Genomic DNA, 18,415 nt, shown 5'->3' with positions numbered 1-18,415 from the left:
ATCAGCGGGAGGCGAATTCTACAGCGTTACACGCTGCTGTCAACACCTCTTTTTCAACTCCCTTCGCGCTTCGATGAATTGAAGCAACCTGCTGCCGAAAACTGTGTAACTCATTGTTTACCAAGGAGTTTTCCGTTTCGACTGCGCCGGAAGTGGGGCGAATTATAGGCCTCCAGAATCTGCCGTCAACCACTAATTACGCCTTTTTGGCAGAAGAGCCCTTTTTGGCCATCAGACGCGGGATTCGACGGGCCAGCGGCGGCAGCCTCAGCACTAATAGCAATGCACCTATAGAGGCATAGATCGACCACTCCTTCAGATCGGCGCGCACGATCCAGAGCATATGCAGCAATCCCAGCACGAGAACCAGATAAGCCAGGCGATGCAACTTCTTCCAGCGAGCCCCCAGCCGTCGCTGACTGTAGCGATTGGAAGTGCACGCCAATGACAGCAAACACAAGAAACCCATGGCCCCGACAATGATGTACGGACGCTTGCGTAGCTCGACGCCAAGCTGCGACCAGTCGAACCCAAGGATAAAAGCCAGATAGGCGCTCAAGTGCAAAACCACATAAGCGAAACACCACAATCCCAATTGCCGCCGGACAGCCGCCCACCCCGCCCAACCCGTGAGCTTTTGCAGCGGCGTCAGGCTTAATGTGATGAGCAACAGAACAAGCGTCCCCAGCCCCAACCGGTCGACCAGCACCTTGCCGGGATCAGGCCCCAGCACATCCTGCCAGGCCTGGTACAACCAAAGCAGCGGCCACACCAATGCAGACACGAAAACCGCTGTACGCCAGAGCGGATAGCGCATCAATAGTTCTTCCGCAGATCGAGCCCTGCATATAAAGAAGCGACTTCATCGGCATAGCCATTGAACATCAGCGTGTCACGCACATTGGGCTTGAACAGGCCACTCGGCAGGCGGCGCTCGCGGGCCTGGGTCCAGCGCGGGTGGTCAACCGTAGGGTTCACGTTCGCGTAGAAGCCATACTCGTCCGCGGCAATGCTCTGCCATGTGGTTTTAGGCTGCTCGCTCACCAGGCTTATCCGCACGATGGACTTGATGCTTTTGAACCCGTACTTCCATGGCACCACCAAACGCAGGGGCGCCCCGTTCTGATTCGGCAACTCACGCCCGTACATCCCCACCGCCAGTATTGCCAATGGATTCATTGCTTCGTCCAATCGCAGCCCCTCCACATAAGGCCAATCAATCAAGGCGAACCCGGAGCGCTGCCCTGGCATGCTCTTGGGATCCTGCAGGGTTTCGAAGCGAATGAATTTGGCGTTTGATGTCGGCTCTACCTGGCCGAGCAACGCCGAAATGGGGAAGCCGATCCATGGAATCACCATCGACCACGCCTCCACACAGCGCAGACGGTAAATACGCTCTTCCAGCTGATAAGGCTTCATGAAGTCTTCCAGCGCATACCGCCCCGGCTTGCCCACCTCCCCGTCCACGACCACGGTCCAGGGTTCGGTTTTCAGCGCACCGGCGTTGGCCGCCGGGTCGCCCTTGTCCGTGCCGAACTCATAGAAGTTGTTGTAGTGCGTTGCGTCCTTGAACGGGGTGATCGCCTCATCCTTCACGCTGACGGCACCCCACCGGGTGGAAGGAAGCTTTTCGGCAAACCAGGACGGCGCCTTGCCAGGCTCGACATCCGGGTAACGCGCCGCTTCATCGGCCACAGCCCATCGCGGCAGACTGGTCACGGCCAATCCGGCCACGGCAGCACCCAATACATTGCGTCGCGAAAGATAGATGGATTCAGGCGTGACGTCCGACTCATGGCAGTCGGACGCTTTTGGGACTTTGATCAGCATGGCTACTCCGCAGCATTGGAGAACAGACGCACCAATAGACTGCGGAGTATGAGGGAAATTACATCACTCGGCGCTTTTGCGGCGACGAAGATGTAACAGGTATTGCACCGGACCGGAGGCTGCGTAGGCGAGGAACACCAGGAGCAGGATACGCGGCGGATCACTGAACACGACCGCAAACACCAGCACCACGGCAAGAATCGCCACGAAAGGTACGCGTCCCTTCAGGTCCAGCTCCTTGAAGCTGTTGTACTTGATGTTGCTGACCATCAGCATGCCGGCCGCCGCCACCATCAGCGCAACCAGGAAGGACATCTTGGAACCCTGGATGCCGTAATCACTGAACGCCCAGACAATACCGGCTACTACACCGGCCGCAGCCGGGCTGGCCAGGCCAATGAAATAGCGTTTGTCGGCAGTACCGACCTGGGTATTGAAACGCGCCAGGCGCAATGCCGCGCCCGCCACATAGATGAAGGCGACCATCCAGCCGACCTTGCCCATGTCGCCAAGCGCCCAGCCAAAGGCGAGCAATGCCGGCGCCACGCCAAAGGCGACCATGTCCGACAGCGAGTCGTACTCGGCACCAAAGGCACTCTGGGTATTGGTCATGCGGGCAACGCGGCCGTCGAGGCCGTCGAGCACCATCGCCACAAAAATAGCGATAGCTGCGAAAGCAAAATACTTGCTCGCACCGATCGAATCACCGGCACTCAAGGCACTCTGGGCGCTCATCGAGTTGATGATGGAATAGAACCCTGCGAACAGGTTCGCAGTGGTGAACAGATTCGGCAGAAGATAGATACCACGATGCCGGACTTTACGGCCTTCAGCGTCATGCCCTTCTTCGATGTGCTCATCGATGGGCAGAAGGCTTTCGGCGTCAGAAGCCTGCTTTGGCTCTTCGGGACGTTCGCTCATGGACATTACCTTGCAACGGGGTGGAAAGTTTCGACAGGTGTCTGGGACGACGGTTCGACCGCAAACGATGCAGCTTTATACCAGAACCGGTCACCCAAACGAAAAAACGCGGCCTAAGCCGCGTTTTTCGTACAAGCGCTCGACTTAGTTCTTGGCTTTGTCGACGATCTTGTTGGCACCGATCCAAGGCATCATGGAGCGCAGCTGCTCGCCGATGACTTCGATACCGTGCGCGGCGTTGTTACGACGCTTGGCGGTCATCGAAGGATAGCCGGTAGCGCCTTCGCTGATGAACATCTTGGCGTATTCGCCGTCCTGAATACGTTTCAGGGCGTTGCGCATGGCCTGACGGGATTCGGCGTTGATCACTTCCGGGCCGGTCACGTACTCGCCGTACTCGGCGTTGTTGGAGATCGAGTAGTTCATGTTGGCGATACCGCCTTCGTACATGAGGTCAACGATCAGTTTCAGTTCGTGCAGGCACTCGAAGTAGGCCATTTCCGGCGCGTAGCCAGCTTCAACCAGGGTTTCGAAACCGGCTTTGACCAGCTCAACGGTACCGCCGCACAGAACGGCTTGTTCGCCGAACAGGTCGGTTTCAGTCTCGTCCTTGAAGGTGGTTTCGATGATGCCGGTACGACCGCCACCCACGCCAGCTGCGTAGGACAGTGCTACGTTTTTAGCGTTGCCCGAAGCGTCCTGGTAGATCGCGATCAGGTCAGGGATACCGCCGCCTTTCACGAACTCGGAACGTACGGTGTGGCCTGGGGCCTTCGGCGCGATCATGATCACGTCGAGGTCAGCGCGCGGCACAACCTGGTTGTAGTGGATCGCAAAGCCGTGGGAGAAGGCCAGGGTGGCGCCTTTCTTGATGTTCGGCTCGATTTCGTTCTTGTACAGGGAAGACTGGAACTCGTCCGGGGTCAGGATCATGACCAGGTCGGCAGCAGCAACAGCGGAAGCAACGTCAGTCACTTTCAGGCCATGGGCTTCAGCCTTGGCAACAGTGGCCGAGCCTTTGCGCAGGCCAACAGTCACGTCAACGCCGGAGTCTTTCAGGTTGCACGCTTGAGCGTGGCCCTGGGAACCGTAACCGATGATGGCAACTTTCTTGCCCTGGATGATCGACAGGTCGCAGTCTTTATCGTAGAAAACTTTCATGAATTTCCCCTCTATCAGGCCGTTCAGGCCATTCGCTAATTTGGTTTAGATGCTGAGTACTTTGTCGCCGCGGGCAATACCGGTGACGCCACTGCGGACGGTCTCCAGGATCGAGGCGGTGCCAATGGACTGGATGAAGCTGTCGAGCTTGTCGCTGGTACCGGTCAATTGAACGGTATATACGCTGGCACTGACATCGACGATCTGTCCACGGTAAATATCGGTGGTGCGTTTGATCTCGGCGCGCTGGGCGCCGGTGGCCTTGACCTTGACCAGCATCAGCTCGCGCTCGATGTGAGCACTTTCCGACAGGTCGACCAATTTGACCACTTCGATCAGCTTGTTCAGGTTCTTGGTGATCTGCTCGATGACCTCATCGTGACCAACAGTGGTCAGCGTCAGACGCGACAGGGTCGGGTCTTCGGTGGGTGCCACGGTCAGGCTTTCGATGTTGTAGTTGCGCTGCGAGAACAGGCCGACTACACGAGACAAAGCGCCAGGTTCGTTTTCCAGAAGCAAGGAAATAATGTGCCGCATGATTAAGTACGCTCCGTCTTGCTCAGCCACATATCGCGCATGGAGCCGTCTTTGATCTGCATCGGGTAGACGTGCTCGCTGGTGTCGACCGCAATATCGATCACTACCAGGCGATCTTTCATGGCGAACGCTTCTTCCATCTTCGACTTCAAATCTTTCGAATCGGTGATGCGCACGCCAACGTGGCCGTAGGCCTCCGCCAGCTTGACGAAATCAGGCAGCGATTCCATGTAGGAATGAGAGTGACGGCTGCCGTAGCTCATGTCCTGCCACTGGCGAACCATGCCCAGTACACCGTTGTTCAGGATGACGATCTTGACCGGCAAACCGTATTGAAGGCAGGTCGACAATTCCTGAATGTTCATCTGGATGCTGCCCTCGCCCGTTACGCAGGCGACGTCATCATCCGGGAAGCTCAACTTGATGCCCATGGCTGCCGGGAAACCGAAGCCCATGGTGCCCAAGCCACCGGAGTTGATCCAGCGGTTCGGCTTGTTGAACTTGTAGTACTGCGCCGCGAACATCTGGTGCTGACCCACGTCGGAGGCAACAAAGGCATCGCCCTTGGTCACTTCGCACAGGGTTTCAATCACCGCCTGCGGTTTGATGACACTGCCATCGCCCTTGTCATAAGGGAACAGGCCGCGGTCACCGCGCCACTCGTCGATCTGCTTCCACCAGCTGGCCACGGACTCCTTGTTCGGGGTCTCGCCGATTTCCTTGAGGATCGCGACCATTTCGGTCAGGACGCTCTCGACCGGACCCACGATAGGCACATCGGCCTTGATGGTCTTGGAGATCGAAGCCGGGTCGATGTCGATGTGGATGATCTTGGCGTTCGGGCAGAACTTCGATGCGCCATTGATGACGCGGTCGTCGAAACGTGCGCCGACGGCCAGGATCACGTCAGCATGGTGCATCGCCAGGTTGGCGGTGTAGCTGCCGTGCATGCCCAGCATGCCGATGAACTGACGGTCGGTGCCAGGGAAGCCACCCAGGCCCATCAGGGTATTGGTCACTGGCAGGTTGAGCATCTTCGCCAACTCGGTGAGCGGCGCGGAGCCACCACCGAGGATGACGCCACCGCCCGAATACAGCACAGGACGCTTGGCCGCCAGGAGCATTTCTGCCGCCTTGCGGATTTGCCCCGAGTGGCCGCGAACGGCTGGGCTGTAGGATCGCAGCTTGGCTTTTTTCGGGAAAACGTATTCGAACTTCTCGGCCGGGTTGGTCATGTCTTTCGGGATATCGACAACGACCGGACCAGGACGACCGGATTGCGCCAGGTAGAAAGCCTTCTTCATGACTTCCGGGATTTCCGACGCGTGCTTGATCATGAAGCTGTGTTTCACGATCGGCCGGGAGATACCGATCATGTCGGTTTCCTGGAAAGCGTCGGTACCCACCATGGTGCTAGGCACCTGGCCGGAAATCACCACCATCGGAATGGAGTCCATGTAGGCCGTGGCGATACCGGTGATGGCGTTGGTTGCGCCCGGGCCGGAGGTCACCAGTACCACGCCGGCTTTACCGGTGGCACGGGCGTAGCCGTCTGCCATATGGGTCGCAGCCTGCTCGTGACGAACCAGGATGTGGGTCACTTCCGGTTCTTTGAACAAGGCATCATAGACATGAAGAAGAGCACCACCCGGGTACCCGTAGATATATTTGACGCCTTCGTCGCGCAAAAAGCGGACGAGCATCTCACCGCCAGATAAAAGCTCCACGTTGTTCACCTCTAAAACGCCAGAATACCGCCCACAAAAGGACGGGTCTTAATAGGTTTACTTCTCAGCAGAGCATGAGCGACGGTGGTCGCCGACTACGTCAGCACTGACTGAGCAAGTATTGGGATCGTCCCAAGTGTTGCGGGCTTTTCCCACCCAGCGCGAGGTAACGCGTTGCGGGTGTAACAGGTCGGCGCGGATGTGCGCCTCATGATCTGCCGAGTGGGTCTGCTTCTGGCAGTCCCTCTACAGCGGACTTTGGATTCTTCTGTTTCGTCCCTTGCAAGTCAAGTCGTCTATGAGGTTTATTCTACTAACCACATGAGAACGCAAGAAAAAACCTGTAAACCCCCTGTGTGTTAGCTTCAATTGCGCAACTTTTGACAAGGAATTGGCATGCGTACGCACTTCCTCATCGCCGGCCTGATGGTCGCCCTCAGCCCGCTGTCCATGGCCGCGCAGATCTACAAGTGGGTCGACGCCCAGGGCGTTACCCATTTCGATGCTCAACCACCTCGGGATCAGCCAGCCACTACTGTCGTCACGCCCGCCTCACAGCTCGGCAGGCAGGGCACTGGCGCACACAGTGGCGCCATTGGCGATCAACAGGCGATCGACAAGTCCGTGAAGAAGCAGGTGGCAGAGCAACAGAACCAGCTCAAGGCTTTCTGCGAACAGGCGCGAACCAATCTGGCGCAGTTGCAGAATAATCCGCGTTTGAGAGAGGAAGTGGATGGCCAGATGCGGCGTCTTGATGGTTCCCAGCGTCAGGAGCGCATCAGCGAGACGCAAAAGCAGATTGCGGATAACTGCTTGTAGGAGCAAAGCTTGCTCGCGAAAAACGCCCAGGCAACGCGGGTATTCAGACAGCCCGTGTCACCGTTGACGACCATCGTCGGAACGCCGCCCGGAGCCGGCTCGCTCCTACAGGGGATCGGGGTTAGCGCGACGCGGTGATCAGTTGATCGAACTCTTTGAGCAAGACCTGCAGCTGCCGATCCTTGCCCTGGACATTGCGCCCGGCAAAGACCATTTCGGCCATCTCCTGAATCCCCGATGCATTCGGCAAGGGCAGATCCTGTTCCAGGATTGCTTTCATGCGCGGCAGGAAGATCCATTGCAGCCACTGTTCGAAGTCCAGCGTATCGACCGAAAACGGCTCGACGCTGGACAACGCTTCAGCGGATGGCGGAACTTCATCCCACCACCCTTGCACCCGCAACTCACGCTCGATCAGCAGCAGCTGATCGGCAATCTTTGGGAAACGTACATCCATCACGAAGTAACCTTGGCTTTCTGACGAGCCAGTGTGGCGCCCGCGGAATCGCCCTGTTTCTCACGCGCCTGGGCGATCAGCTCCCACAGGCTGGCCTGCAGTGCCGGACGCCCGTTGGCGAAGGTCAGGCCACGGCGCGCAAATTGCTCGGCCTGCGGCGCATCACCTTGAGCCATGCGCACTTGTGCCAGGCGATAGAGTACTTGCGGCTCACGCGGGGCAACACGCTGGGCGCGTTCGAGGCTGGAAGACGCGCCATTGAGGTCGCCGCTGGCCTGCTGCTGCTGGGCGGTGGTCAACAGGGCCAGTACCGGACCGTCCAGCTGTTCGTCGGCGGACAGGCCACCGGAACTAGCCGACGGAATCCCGCTCGGCGTCGAAGGCATGCTGTAGCTGCCCTGATTGACCGGTGCGGACTGAACCGGCGACGTGTTCATCGGGCCTGGCGTGATCGGACCCGGGGTAATCGGGCCTGGCGTAATCGGGCTGGTGCTGATTGGCGCCGACGTCACCGCACCACCGCCTGGCACCATCACGACAACACCGGTATCGCCTTGTGGAATCTCCTGGGCCTGGGATTGAACAGGACGTTTTACCGTCGTCTGACGGTAGCCGCCGTTCGCTGATACGCGCTCGCTATTGGAGACCTTGGTACCGGAGTCCACCACCGGAATCGAGCCGCGCTGTACCGAAGAACAACCGCTGAGCAAAGCCACGGCGGTCACCGCTGGAATCAACCACTTGTTCACTTGAAACCCTCTTTGCTTAATTCATCCAGCCCTTGACCCAATCCATCACCGTTTCACCGTTGATCGGGCTTTCGCCACCACAAGCGGGACCGGGAGGCGGTTCGCTGCCGCGAATATACGGCATCTGCACGGCGCCGGGGCAACCGGCGTCGGAGCCTTGGCCGGTTCGCGAATCGACCCAGGCCTGAACGATATTATCCGGCTGCGGCATGTCCAGCGGCAACGGGTCGGCCTTGCGCATGAAGCTGGTCCAGACCTGCAACGCACCGGTGGCACCCGTGAACGGTGTCTTGCCGTTGTCGTCGCGCCCCAACCAGACCACCGCCAGCAAGTCCTGGCTGAAACCTGCGAACCAACTGTCTCGCGAGTCGTTACTGGTCCCGGTCTTGCCGGCCAGGGTCAAGGTCTTTGGCAACACGTTGTAGACCGAGCTGCCGGTGCCTTCACGCATCACGCGCTGCATGGCGCTCTGGATCAGGTAGATCGACGCCGGGTCGAAACGTTGCTGGATCTGGAACGGATAACGCTTGAGCGGCTCGCCTTCGGCCGTCAGGACGCTACGAATCCCGCGCATCGGCGTATTGAAACCGCCGTTGGCGAGTGTCTGGTACATGGTCGCCACTTCGATCGGGGTCATGCCGCCGGCGCCCAGCAACATCGACGGGAAGGCCGGAAACTCGCGACTGACACCCAGGCGCCCGAGTGTCTTGAGGACATTCGGCACACCCACGGCCAGGCCCAGGCGTGCGGTCGACAAGTTGTAGGAGTGCGCCAGCCCTTGATAAAGGAAAACCGTGCCGTGGGAGCGGCGATCATAGTTCTGCGGTTTCCAGACCTGGCCGTCCGCGCCCTTGACCGAGAAGTAGTCGTCCGACAGCCAACTGGTCAATGTGTATTGGCTTGGTTTTTCCAGCGCCGTCAGGTACACCGCCGGCTTGATCAACGAGCCGATCGGACGCACCGCGTCCAGTGCCCGGTTGAAACCGGCAAAGCTGGCCTGGCGACTGCCGATCATGGCCTGCACCTCGCCGGTTTCGGGGTTGGTCACGACCATGGCCGCCTCGACTTCATCCGAACCCTTGCGACCGGACAGGCGCTTGAACGTGTCGTTTACCGACGCTTCGGCTTTCATCTGCAGGATCGGATCGAAGCTGGTAAAGATCCGCAGCCCCTCCTCGGTCAAGTCTTCGTCGCGGTAGTCTTCACGCAGCTGGCGCTTGACCAGATCAAGGAAGCCGGGGAACGAGCTGTCCGCCAGGCTGCCGCGCTTGGTCACGCCCAGTGGCATTTTCTTCGCGGCTTCGACTTGCTCGGCCGTGGCAACGCCCTGCTCCTGCAGCACATCGAGTACCAGGTTGCGCCGCTCAAGTGCACGCTCCGGATACCGGCGCGGGTTGTAGGAGGACGGCCCCTTGACCATGCCCACCAGCAAGGCCACCTGATGCAACTTCAGCTCGGCCAGTGGCTGGCTGAAGAAGAACTGGCTGGCCAGGCCGAAACCGTGCACCGCGCGCTGGCCGTCCTGGCCGATAAACACTTCGTTGAGGTAAGCCTCGAGGATCTCAGGCTTGTCGTAGTGCAGCTCCAGCAGCAGCGCCATCATTGCTTCGGTCAGCTTGCGGGTCAGGCTGCGCTCGTTGGTCAGGTAGAAGTTCTTGACCAGCTGCTGAGTCAGGGTACTACCACCCTGACGCATGCGGCCCGACGAGCCGTTGACCCAGATCGCCCGGGCAATCGACTTCGGCGAGACACCAAAGTGGTGATAGAAATCACGGTCCTCGACAGCGACCAGGGTCTCGAGCAAATACGGCGGCACCTGATCGATCTTGATCAGGATCCGGTCTTCGAGGTTTTTCGGGTACAGGCCGCCGATCAGCAGCGGCTCCAGGCGCACCACCGACAACTTCGAACCCTTGGCCCCCGACAGTTCGGCCACGTAATCACCCGAGAAACGCACCCGCACCGGTTGCGCTTGCTCCATGCCTTCATAGAACTGGAAGCCACGGGTGTTCAGATCGACGGTACTGCCATTGACCGAGGCCGCGCCCGGACCGTTGGCCACGCTTTCACGGCGATAACCCAAGGCATCGAGCTCGGTGAGAAAATCGTCCCTGCTCAGCTTTTGTCCGACGAACAGCTCGAGCGGACGCGCGTAAACCTTGGCCGGAATGGTCCAGCGCTTGCCGGAGAACTTCTCCTGCACGATGGCATCGAGGTAAACGGCGAACCCGGCCAGCACCACAAGGCCGACCAGGCTGAGTTTAAGGGCCCAGCCAAGCCAGGGCCGCAGGCCTTGGGAGGGGGGTTTCTTTGGGGTACGGGGGGTTCGAGTACGAGTCATGGCGGCGGATTATACGCACTTTATTCATCCTCAACAGGAGGCCCGCGAGTTTGCGTTAGGCTGGCTAGACGCCATAATGAGCCCCTGAATTTTTCCGACTCCTAAGGATCGCCTGTGAGCCAGTCCCTGATCGCCGCCCTGCAAAACCCGGCCCTCTACCCGCATCCTGTAGATGGATTCAAGGTCATCGAGACCCACATTTCCTGGGTCGTGCTTACCGGCCCCTTTGCTTATAAAGTGAAGAAGCCGATGAACTTCGGCTTCCTCGACTTCACCACCCTAGAGGCCCGGGGGCATTTCTGCGCTGAAGAGCTGCGCCTGAACCAGCGCCTGACCGAGGATCTTTATCTCGAAGTGCTACCGATCACCGGCAGCGCCGAAGCGCCGCAACTGGGCGGCGAAGGTCCGGCCATCGAGTACGCGCTGAAAATGCGCCAGTTTGCCCAGGACGGATTGCTCAGCACGCTGCAAGCCAACGGCGAACTGACCCCGGCACACATCGACCAGATGGCTGAACAGATCGCCCGCTTTCACCTGGACGCACCGCGAGTGCCGGCAGAACACGAAGCCGGGACCGCGGACAGCGTCATGGCCCCTGTACGGCAGAACTTCGAGCAGATTCGCCCCTTCCTCAGCGACAAGGCCGACCTGCTGCAACTGGACGCCCTGCAAGCCTGGGCCGAAAGCAGCTTCGAGCGCCTCAAGCCACTGTTCGCCCAGCGCAAGGCCGAGGGCTTCATTCGCGAATGCCATGGTGACATCCATTTGGGCAACGCCACCGTGATTGACGGCCGCGTGGTGATCTTCGACTGCATCGAGTTCAACGAACCGTTCCGTTTCACCGACGTGTACGCCGACACCGCCTTCCTGGCGATGGACCTGGAAGACCGCGGCCTGAAGTGCCTGGCGCGTCGATTCATCAGCCAATACCTGGAGCTGACCGGCGATTACCAGGGCCTGGAACTGCTGAACTTCTATAAAGCCTACCGCGCACTGGTGCGCGCCAAGGTCACCCTGTTCAGCATGCCGGCCGAGGCCACTGCGGTGCAGCGCGCCACGACACTGCGCCAATACCGCAACTACGCCAACCTGGCGGAAAGCTACAGCACCATCCCGTCGCGCTTCATGGCCATCACCCACGGCGTTTCCGCCGTTGGCAAAAGCCACGTGGCCATGCGCCTGGTGGAAGCACTGGGGGCGATTCGCCTACGCTCCGATGTGGAACGCAAACGCCTGTTCGGCGAGCAAACCGTCGCCAATGACCTGCAGGCCGGCATTTATAGTGCCGAGGCCAGCGCCGCGACCTACCAGCGCTTGCACGAAATTGCCGGGCTGATCCTGCACGCCGGGTTCCCGGTGGTGGTCGATGCCACCTACCTCAAGCATGAGCAGCGCGACAACGCGGCGAAAGTCGCCGAGGCCACCGGCGCGCCTTTCCTGATCCTTGACTGCAATGCACCGCAAGCAGTGATCGAGAGTTGGCTGGCCCTGCGCCAGGCAGACCAAAAGGATCCGTCCGACGCCACCCTGGCCGTTATCGAAGCCCAGCAAGCCAGTCGTGAAGCACTGACGCCCGCAGAAATCCTCTGTAGCAAACGCGTGCAGACCAACGAAAGCGGAACCCTGGACACGGTGGTGGAGCAGATTCGCCAGCGCCTGCCCGGCCTGTAAGGGGCATTTGCGCCGTGAAGCCTGCCCCGGCTTCACGGCCTTCAAATACTGGCACTATACTGGCGTCATAAATCCAACAGGTGACGTGACATGAGCCAGCCCAAACTGCTCGACACCCCGCTGTATGCCTTGCTGCACAAGGACGACATCGCCGGTTTCAACAAAGAGCGCCCCCAGCACGGGTCTATCGACATGGTCGGTGGTGATTTCCGTGGCCTGGACCTGCGCGAACTGGACGCCGACGGCATCGACTTCACCGACGCCTATTTCCGTTCTGCCGATCTGCGCGGCATCGATTTTCGCAACGCTTCGCTCGAAGGTGCGAGCCTGGCCCACGCACAGATTTCCGGCGCCTACTTTCCGGCGGAACTGAGCGCCGACGAAATCCTGATGTCGATGAACTTCGGTACGCGCCTGCGTTATCGCACCCGCTGACCGTCAGTCTGAAATGACAAGTCCAGCGCCCACGCTTCGCGCTTGACGTCGGGCGGTCTTGCTCGAAAATCGGCCATTTTGATCGCTATCCCCCTCCTTTTCCTCGCTTTTAGCAACGCCAGGGGCAACTGCCGCTTAGAAGCTTTTGCATCGAAACCGAGCAAACAATCACGCTTTTCCTGCTGATGGCTACACTCCTCAGAAGCTTGCCCACGCACCATTCGGCCATCGCAAGGAGGCTTGATGAATGATGAACTGCAACACCTGAAGAATCTTGGCAAGACGTCGGCGCAATGGCTGCATGCCGTGGGCATCCACAGCGCCTCGGACTTGCGTCGCCTGGGGGCGGTGGATGCTTATCGGGCCGTGCGCACGCGCGGGTTCCGGGCTTCCAAGGTGTTGTTGTACGCGATCGAAGGCGCCTTGATGGACGTGCACTGGAACGACATCCCCGCTGAACGCAAGGAAGCCTTGAACAAACAACTCGAAGCCATCTCGTCACGCCACAAGAACTGAACGAGTACCGCTCGCCATGTACTTACTTGGGGAACAACCGGCTTACGCCGAAACACTGATCAATCGCCTGCAAAACATGCCCGCCCGACTGCTGCAGGGTTTGGCACCGAGTGGGCCCAGCGTCGAATTTCCTGCCATCGACGACCTCGCCGCCGCATTGCCCACCGATCAACTGTTCATGCTGGATAACGGCCGGCTGCACGGCTGTATCGATGATCGTGCGCTGTTCTATCTGCAGCAGGGCGATCTGATCGGCCTGCGCCAGGACGCAGGGCTGCCACGCTGCCGCCTGTGCAGCAAGACGCCCGTGGCGCTGACACCCTACCTTCGATCGCAGGTGTTCCAGCACATCTATGCCGACCCGGCCCGCTCCGAACTGTTCCTGCAGTACATGGCGGGCCAGACCGCCCTGCTGTCCGATGCCGTGGCGCGCCTTCAGCAACCGGAGTTTCGCGCCACCAACGGCTTCCACCGTGTTGCCAGCGGCGAAACGCTGATCCATCAGGGCGATGAGGCGGACCATGTGTTCGTGATCATCGACGGCCACGCCGAAGCGTTTGTCGATGGCGTCAAGGTGGGCGACGTGCCCAAGGACGAGATTTTCGGCGCCATGGCCGTGTTTACCGGCGAGAAACGCAACGCCACGATCATCACCCGCGAACCCAGCACCATCATGCGCATTCCCAAGGATCAGTTTTTGAGCCTGACCCAGAGCAACCCGAAGATTGCCAGCAGCCTGATCGAGAGCATGGCCCGGCGTATCGACCTGCTGAATAAACAGGTTACACAACTGAGCGCACTTAAAACGACAGGCAGAACTCAATGAATACAAGGACTTGGAACAAGCGTGCGACACGAATCGAACAAATGGGAAATAACCTGTTGACTTGGTAATGAGAATCGATATGATTATCACAACTGGTCGCGAGACTGGTCGATATTCTGGAAAGCCCTTGGTTCGGACTCTCAGATTATCTCCTCATCAGGCTAATCACGGTTATTTGACCCGGCTCTTGCCGGGTCTTTTTTTGCCTGTGGAAAAGTCGCACGGCGCTGCAGCCGGTATCCTGAGCACCTGATACTGGCTTGCATTACAATTCAGCTCCTTGATTACAGCTGGCGACCTGAGGATCAGCATGAAATTTCTGTGTACGGGCATTGAGCTGGCCGACGCCAGCAGCCGCGGGTTCGACATCGACGGCCAGAAGCTGTTCGCCGTGCGCCGGGACGGCCAGGTCTACGTCTATATCAACCGCTGCCCGCACCGTGGCGTCGGTCTCGAATGGACCCCTGACCAGTTCCTCGACCCCAGCAATAGCCTGATCCAGTGCGCCACCCATGGCGCACTGTTCCTGATCGAGGACGGCGAATGTGTCGCCGGCCCCTGCGCGGGGCAATCGCTGACCCGGGTCGATTGCCGTGAAGACGCACAGGGGATCTGGGTCAGCCTCTAACCGCCGAGCAATACTTCCAGACGCCGGTCCACCACCATTTCCTCATGGGTCAGGCGTACACCGTAGGCCAGCACTTCAACCCCGCACGCCACGGCCTCACGCAAGGCCTGTGCGTAGGCCGAATCGATTTCTTCTGCCGGTCGCACGGCTTCGATGCCACTGAGATTGACGCAGTACAACTGCACCGCGCGAATCCCGTCCCGCGCCAAATGGGCCAATTCGCGCAAATGCTTGGCCCCGCGCTGGGTCACCGCATCGGGGAACGCCGCCACAGGCGTTCCGTCATAGCCCAGGGTGACGCTTTTGACTTCCACATACGCCGGCCCGCTCGGGTAATCGAGGCGGAAATCGATGCGGCTGCTTTCCTGACCGTAGGCCACTTCGCGCTTGAGCCCGGTGAAGCCGTTCAACTCGGTGATCAACCCCGCCCGCAGCGCCTCCTCGATCAAGCCATTTGCCCGCCCGGTATTTACGCAGAACAGACGCCCGTGCGGGGTTTCGCCGATTTCCCAGGTGCCGGGCAACTTGCGCTTGGGGTCATTGGAGCGACTGAACCAGACCTGCCCGCCTTCGACCTGGCAATTGAGCATCGAGCCCGTGTTCGGACAGTGAATGGTCAGTAACTCGCCATCGACGGTTTCGATGTCGGCGAGAAAACGCTTGTAGCGGCGAATCAGCCGGCCTTCTTCGAGGGGGGGATGAAAAAGCATCAGCCTTGCCAGCTCCGCAGACCACGACCGATACGCTCCACCGCTTCCTGCAAGCGCTCGATATTTTGGGTGTAGGCAAAGCGCACGTGGTGCCCGGCCTGATACCGGCCGAAATCCAGCCCCGGAGTGATCGCGACATGTTCGGTTTCGAGGAAATGACGGCAGAACGCGAAGGCATCGCCGCCGAACTTGCTGATATCGGCGTACAGGTAGAAGGCGCCTTCCGGCTCGACGGCGATCCCGAAACCGAGCTCTCTCAAGGCAGGCAGCAGATAATCCCGGCGACGACCGAATTCGGCGCGGCGTTCCTCCAGAATCGCAATGGTGGCCGGCTCGAAACAGGCCAACGCAGCATGCTGGGCCATGCTTGGCGCGCTGATGTAGAGGTTTTGCGCAAGTTTTTCCAGCTCACTCACCGCCGCGTCCGGCGCGACCAGCCAGCCAAGACGCCAGCCGGTCATGCCGAAATACTTGGAAAAACTATTTAGCACAAAGGCACTGTCGTCGACTTCGAGCACGCTGGCCGCATCGGTGCCGTAGGTCAGGCCATGGTAGATCTCGTCCACCACCAGGTGACCGTGGCGCTGCTTGATGGCCCGGGACAGCCCCGCCAGTTCGTCGCGGGTGAGGATCGTGCCGGTCGGGTTGGCCGGCGAGGCCACCAGTGCGCCCACGCTGTCGTGATCCCAATGCCGCTCAATCAGGTCCGGCGTCAGTTGATAACGCACCTCCGGCCCTACCGGGACCAGCTGTGCGGCGCCTTCCACCAGGCGCAGGAAGTGCCGGTTGCACGGGTAGCCCGGGTCGGCCAGCAGCCAGTGCTTGCCTGGATCGACCAGCAAGGCACTGGCCAGCAGCAACGCACCGGAACCGCCGGGGGTGATGAGGATGCGTCGCGGGTCGATATTCAAGCCATGACGCTGCTGATAAAAACCCGCAATGGCCTCGCGCAGCTCGGGGATTCCGCGAGCGGCGGTGTAACGCGTCTTGCCTCCCTCCAGCGCGGCCTGCCCGGCGCGGATGATCGGCTCGGCGGTGGTGAAGTCCGGTTCGCCGATTTCCAGGTGGATCACATCGTGACCGGCAGCCTGCAATTCATTGGCCCGCGCCAGCAGCGCCATCACATGGAAAGGTTCGATCGCGCGACTGCGGGCACTGTAGGACTGAGCCATTGGCCTTCCTTCAACAGGGAAAAAGAAACGATTCTACCCAAGCGCAGGAACGAGCGAGAACCTAAAGCGGTCAGAGGCCTTATGACCCAGGCACAAACGAGCTGAGCGAGTGCTCAGGGTTTGACTAAAATCATTAATTGAGCAGGGTTCCAGAGCCACCAGGCAACGCTTTGCCATCATTTGCAAGCACCGCAGGCCGCGGCCTCGACATCCGGGAGTAGCGCGGTCTGATTTGATCTGGTAAGTTCGCCCGCTTGCAGCCGCAGGGCCGGCAGGTGCCGGTGATGGAGCAATCCTGCGCAGATGGATTACAAGAGTAGAGGCGGTCTATTTCATGTCCACCCAAGCAAAGCAACAAGCGAATCAGGCGATCAGCGGCTTCGAGCCCTATGTTCAGAAAGCTGGCGAAGAGTACATGGGCGAGCCCATGCGCAAGCACTTCACCAAGGTCCTGAATCAGTGGAAAAAAGAGCTGATGGAAGGTGTCGACAAGACCGTGGACCACATGAAGGACGAAGCGGCCAACTTTCCTGACCCGGCAGACCGTGCCAGCCAGGAAGAAGAGTTCGCTCTCGAGCTTCGAGCCCGCGATCGTGAGCGCAAGTTGATCAAGAAGATCGACAAGACGCTTCAGTTGATCGAAGACGAAGAATACGGCTGGTGTGAATCCTGCGGCATCGAGATCGGCGTCAAGCGCCTTGAGGCACGCCCTACCGCTGACTTGTGCATTGACTGCAAGACGCTGGCGGAAATCAAGGAAAAGCAAGTCGGCAAGTAATATCGACTTGAGTAAAGAACGGAGCGTGCGAACGCTCCGTTTTTGTTTCCGAAATTCGCCTCGGCGCGAAACCCTGTGGGAGCGAGCCTGCTCGCGAAGGGGGCCTCAGCTTCAACATTAATGCTGGCTGACACTCCGCTTTCGCGAGCAGGCTCGCTCCCACAGGGGCTGGCTCAAGCACGGACAACATGACATCGCCCTATGACCACCACCTCCACCCCCACCTACATCGGCCGCTTCGCCCCCACGCCCAGCGGTCACCTGCACTTCGGTTCGCTGGTCGCCGCATTGGCTTCGTACCTCGATGCCCGCTCGGTAGGTGGCCGCTGGCTGATGCGCATGGAAGATCTCGACCCGCCCCGCGAGGAACCCGGCGCCCAGGCCGCGATTCTCAAGGCACTGGAGAGCTACGGTTTCGAGTGGGATGGCCAGATGGTGCGCCAGAGCGACCGCCACGAAGCCTATGCCGAAGTGCTCAATCGCCTGTTCAGCCAAGGCCTGGCCTACGCGTGCACCTGCTCGCGCAAACAACTGGAGCCGTACCACGGCATCTATCCGGGGTTGTGCCGCAATGCCGGACACGGCACCGAGGACGCCGCCATTCGCGTTCGCGTCCCCGAACTGGACTACCACTTCATTGATCGGGTGCAGGGCGAGTACCACCAGCATCTGGGCCGGGATGTCGGCGATTTCGTGATTCGCCGGCGCGACGGGCTCTATGCTTATCAATTGGCGGTGGTGCTGGACGATGCCTGGCAAGGCATCACCGACATCGTGCGCGGTGCCGACCTGCTCGATTCCACGCCGCGCCAGCTCTATTTGCAGGAGCTGCTCGGCCTGCGCCAGCCGCGTTACCTGCACATTCCGCTGATTACCCAACCCGATGGTAACAAGCTCGGCAAGTCCTACCGCTCACCGCCGTTGACCGCAGACCAGGCTACACCGTTGTTGTTGCGCGCCCTGCGCGCCCTGGGACAAAAGCCCGGTGCCGAACTGGCCTATGCCACGCCGCGGGAAGTGCTGGACTGGGGCATTGCCCACTGGGATGCCCTGTCGATCCCGCGCACACTGAGCCTGCCCGAGGCGCAGCTACAGTGATCGTGCTTGCAGTGGCGCGCCCATCCGTTACCATCGCCG

At 59.9% G+C, this 18,415-nt stretch carries 19 protein-coding genes; 8 read left to right on the top strand and 11 right to left on the bottom strand.

Annotated elements, in window-relative coordinates:
• Positions 1-196 precede the first annotated feature (196 nt).
• The 6 genes from msrQ to HFK74_RS17960 form a co-directional block, all read right to left on the bottom strand.
• Positions 197-817 carry a protein-methionine-sulfoxide reductase heme-binding subunit MsrQ gene (gene msrQ, locus HFK74_RS17985; protein WP_180204604.1) on the bottom strand — a complete coding sequence of 207 codons (621 nt, stop codon included), beginning with the start codon at positions 815-817 and terminating at the stop codon, positions 197-199.
• Positions 817-1,830, bottom strand: a complete 1,014-nt coding sequence (msrP, locus tag HFK74_RS17980; RefSeq protein ID WP_180204603.1) for a protein-methionine-sulfoxide reductase catalytic subunit MsrP — start codon at positions 1,828-1,830, stop codon at positions 817-819. The genes msrQ and msrP overlap by 1 nt, the downstream gene beginning before the upstream one ends.
• A 63-nt stretch (positions 1,831-1,893) precedes the next feature.
• Positions 1,894-2,751, bottom strand: a complete 858-nt coding sequence (gene pssA, locus HFK74_RS17975) for a CDP-diacylglycerol--serine O-phosphatidyltransferase (RefSeq protein ID WP_008055839.1) — start codon at positions 2,749-2,751, stop codon at positions 1,894-1,896.
• Positions 2,752-2,895: 144 nt separating this feature from the next.
• Positions 2,896-3,912, bottom strand: a complete 1,017-nt coding sequence (gene ilvC / locus HFK74_RS17970) for a ketol-acid reductoisomerase (RefSeq protein ID WP_007909969.1) — start codon at positions 3,910-3,912, stop codon at positions 2,896-2,898.
• Positions 3,913-3,957: 45 nt separating this feature from the next.
• Positions 3,958-4,449, bottom strand: coding sequence for an acetolactate synthase small subunit (gene ilvN / locus HFK74_RS17965; RefSeq protein ID WP_003176102.1), 492 nt, complete (start codon positions 4,447-4,449; stop codon positions 3,958-3,960).
• 2 nt (positions 4,450-4,451) lie between these two features.
• Entirely contained in the window at positions 4,452-6,176 is a 1,725-nt protein-coding gene (locus tag HFK74_RS17960) for an acetolactate synthase 3 large subunit (RefSeq protein WP_180204602.1), read from the bottom strand.
• A 396-nt stretch (positions 6,177-6,572) separates the two neighbouring features.
• Between HFK74_RS17960 and HFK74_RS17955 the strand changes: the two genes are divergently transcribed.
• Positions 6,573-6,995, top strand: coding sequence for a DUF4124 domain-containing protein (locus tag HFK74_RS17955; RefSeq protein ID WP_180204601.1), 423 nt, complete (start codon positions 6,573-6,575; stop codon positions 6,993-6,995).
• Between the two features lie 121 nt (positions 6,996-7,116).
• Here HFK74_RS17955 and HFK74_RS17950 read toward each other — a convergent pair whose 3' ends face one another.
• The 3 genes from HFK74_RS17950 to mrcB are packed head-to-tail and all read right to left on the bottom strand — an operon-like array spanning position 7,117 to position 10,542.
• Positions 7,117-7,452 (bottom strand): YqcC family protein, encoded by a 336-nt coding sequence (locus HFK74_RS17950; protein ID WP_180204600.1) that lies wholly within the window; start codon positions 7,450-7,452, stop codon positions 7,117-7,119.
• The gene (locus HFK74_RS17945) at positions 7,452-8,201 is read right to left on the bottom strand and encodes a tetratricopeptide repeat protein (RefSeq protein WP_180204599.1); all 750 of its coding nucleotides are present in this window, start codon (positions 8,199-8,201) and stop codon (positions 7,452-7,454) included. The genes HFK74_RS17950 and HFK74_RS17945 overlap by 1 nt, the downstream gene beginning before the upstream one ends.
• A gap of 16 nt (positions 8,202-8,217) precedes the next feature.
• On the bottom strand, positions 8,218-10,542 hold the full coding sequence (gene mrcB, locus HFK74_RS17940; RefSeq protein ID WP_180204598.1) for a penicillin-binding protein 1B: 2,325 nt from the start codon (positions 10,540-10,542) through the stop codon (positions 8,218-8,220).
• A gap of 114 nt (positions 10,543-10,656) precedes the next feature.
• On the opposite strand from mrcB, the gene HFK74_RS17935 reads away from it, so the two are divergent.
• From HFK74_RS17935 to HFK74_RS17915, 5 genes are all read left to right on the top strand, one after another.
• Positions 10,657-12,213: a bifunctional aminoglycoside phosphotransferase/ATP-binding protein gene (locus HFK74_RS17935; protein ID WP_180204597.1), complete on the top strand. Its 1,557-nt coding sequence runs from the start codon at positions 10,657-10,659 to the stop codon at positions 12,211-12,213.
• 90 nt (positions 12,214-12,303) lie between these two features.
• Positions 12,304-12,648: a pentapeptide repeat-containing protein gene (locus HFK74_RS17930; protein WP_180204596.1), complete on the top strand. Its 345-nt coding sequence runs from the start codon at positions 12,304-12,306 to the stop codon at positions 12,646-12,648.
• A gap of 243 nt (positions 12,649-12,891) precedes the next feature.
• Positions 12,892-13,164, top strand: a complete 273-nt coding sequence (locus tag HFK74_RS17925; protein ID WP_007971093.1) for a TfoX/Sxy family protein — start codon at positions 12,892-12,894, stop codon at positions 13,162-13,164.
• 16 nt (positions 13,165-13,180) lie between these two features.
• Positions 13,181-13,990, top strand: coding sequence for a Crp/Fnr family transcriptional regulator (locus HFK74_RS17920; RefSeq protein ID WP_180204595.1), 810 nt, complete (start codon positions 13,181-13,183; stop codon positions 13,988-13,990).
• Positions 13,991-14,300: 310 nt separating this feature from the next.
• Complete coding sequence (locus HFK74_RS17915) at positions 14,301-14,618, top strand: Rieske 2Fe-2S domain-containing protein (protein WP_180204594.1); 318 nt, start codon at positions 14,301-14,303, stop codon at positions 14,616-14,618.
• On the opposite strand, the gene sfsA is transcribed toward HFK74_RS17915, so the two are convergent.
• Both sfsA and HFK74_RS17905 read right to left on the bottom strand, forming a co-directional pair.
• Positions 14,615-15,328 carry a DNA/RNA nuclease SfsA gene (sfsA, locus tag HFK74_RS17910; RefSeq protein ID WP_180204593.1) on the bottom strand — a complete coding sequence of 238 codons (714 nt, stop codon included), beginning with the start codon at positions 15,326-15,328 and terminating at the stop codon, positions 14,615-14,617. The genes HFK74_RS17915 and sfsA overlap by 4 nt on opposite strands.
• Entirely contained in the window at positions 15,328-16,500 is a 1,173-nt protein-coding gene (locus HFK74_RS17905; RefSeq protein ID WP_180204592.1) for a pyridoxal phosphate-dependent aminotransferase, read from the bottom strand. The genes sfsA and HFK74_RS17905 overlap by 1 nt, the downstream gene beginning before the upstream one ends.
• A gap of 334 nt (positions 16,501-16,834) precedes the next feature.
• Between HFK74_RS17905 and dksA the strand changes: the two genes are divergently transcribed.
• Both dksA and gluQRS read left to right on the top strand, forming a co-directional pair.
• Positions 16,835-17,278, top strand: coding sequence for an RNA polymerase-binding protein DksA (gene dksA, locus HFK74_RS17900; protein ID WP_008058386.1), 444 nt, complete (start codon positions 16,835-16,837; stop codon positions 17,276-17,278).
• 201 nt (positions 17,279-17,479) lie between these two features.
• A complete protein-coding gene (gene gluQRS, locus HFK74_RS17895; RefSeq protein ID WP_180204591.1) occupies positions 17,480-18,376 on the top strand; it encodes a tRNA glutamyl-Q(34) synthetase GluQRS in 897 nt (298 codons plus the stop codon).
• Positions 18,377-18,415: the final 39 nt, after the last annotated feature.

The organism is Pseudomonas sp. SbOxS1 (assembly GCF_013416725.1).
Taxonomy (GTDB): Bacteria; Pseudomonadota; Gammaproteobacteria; order Pseudomonadales; family Pseudomonadaceae; genus Aquipseudomonas.
Note: the sequence above shows the minus strand (reverse complement) of the source record. Positions and strands in the feature narration are given on the sequence as shown.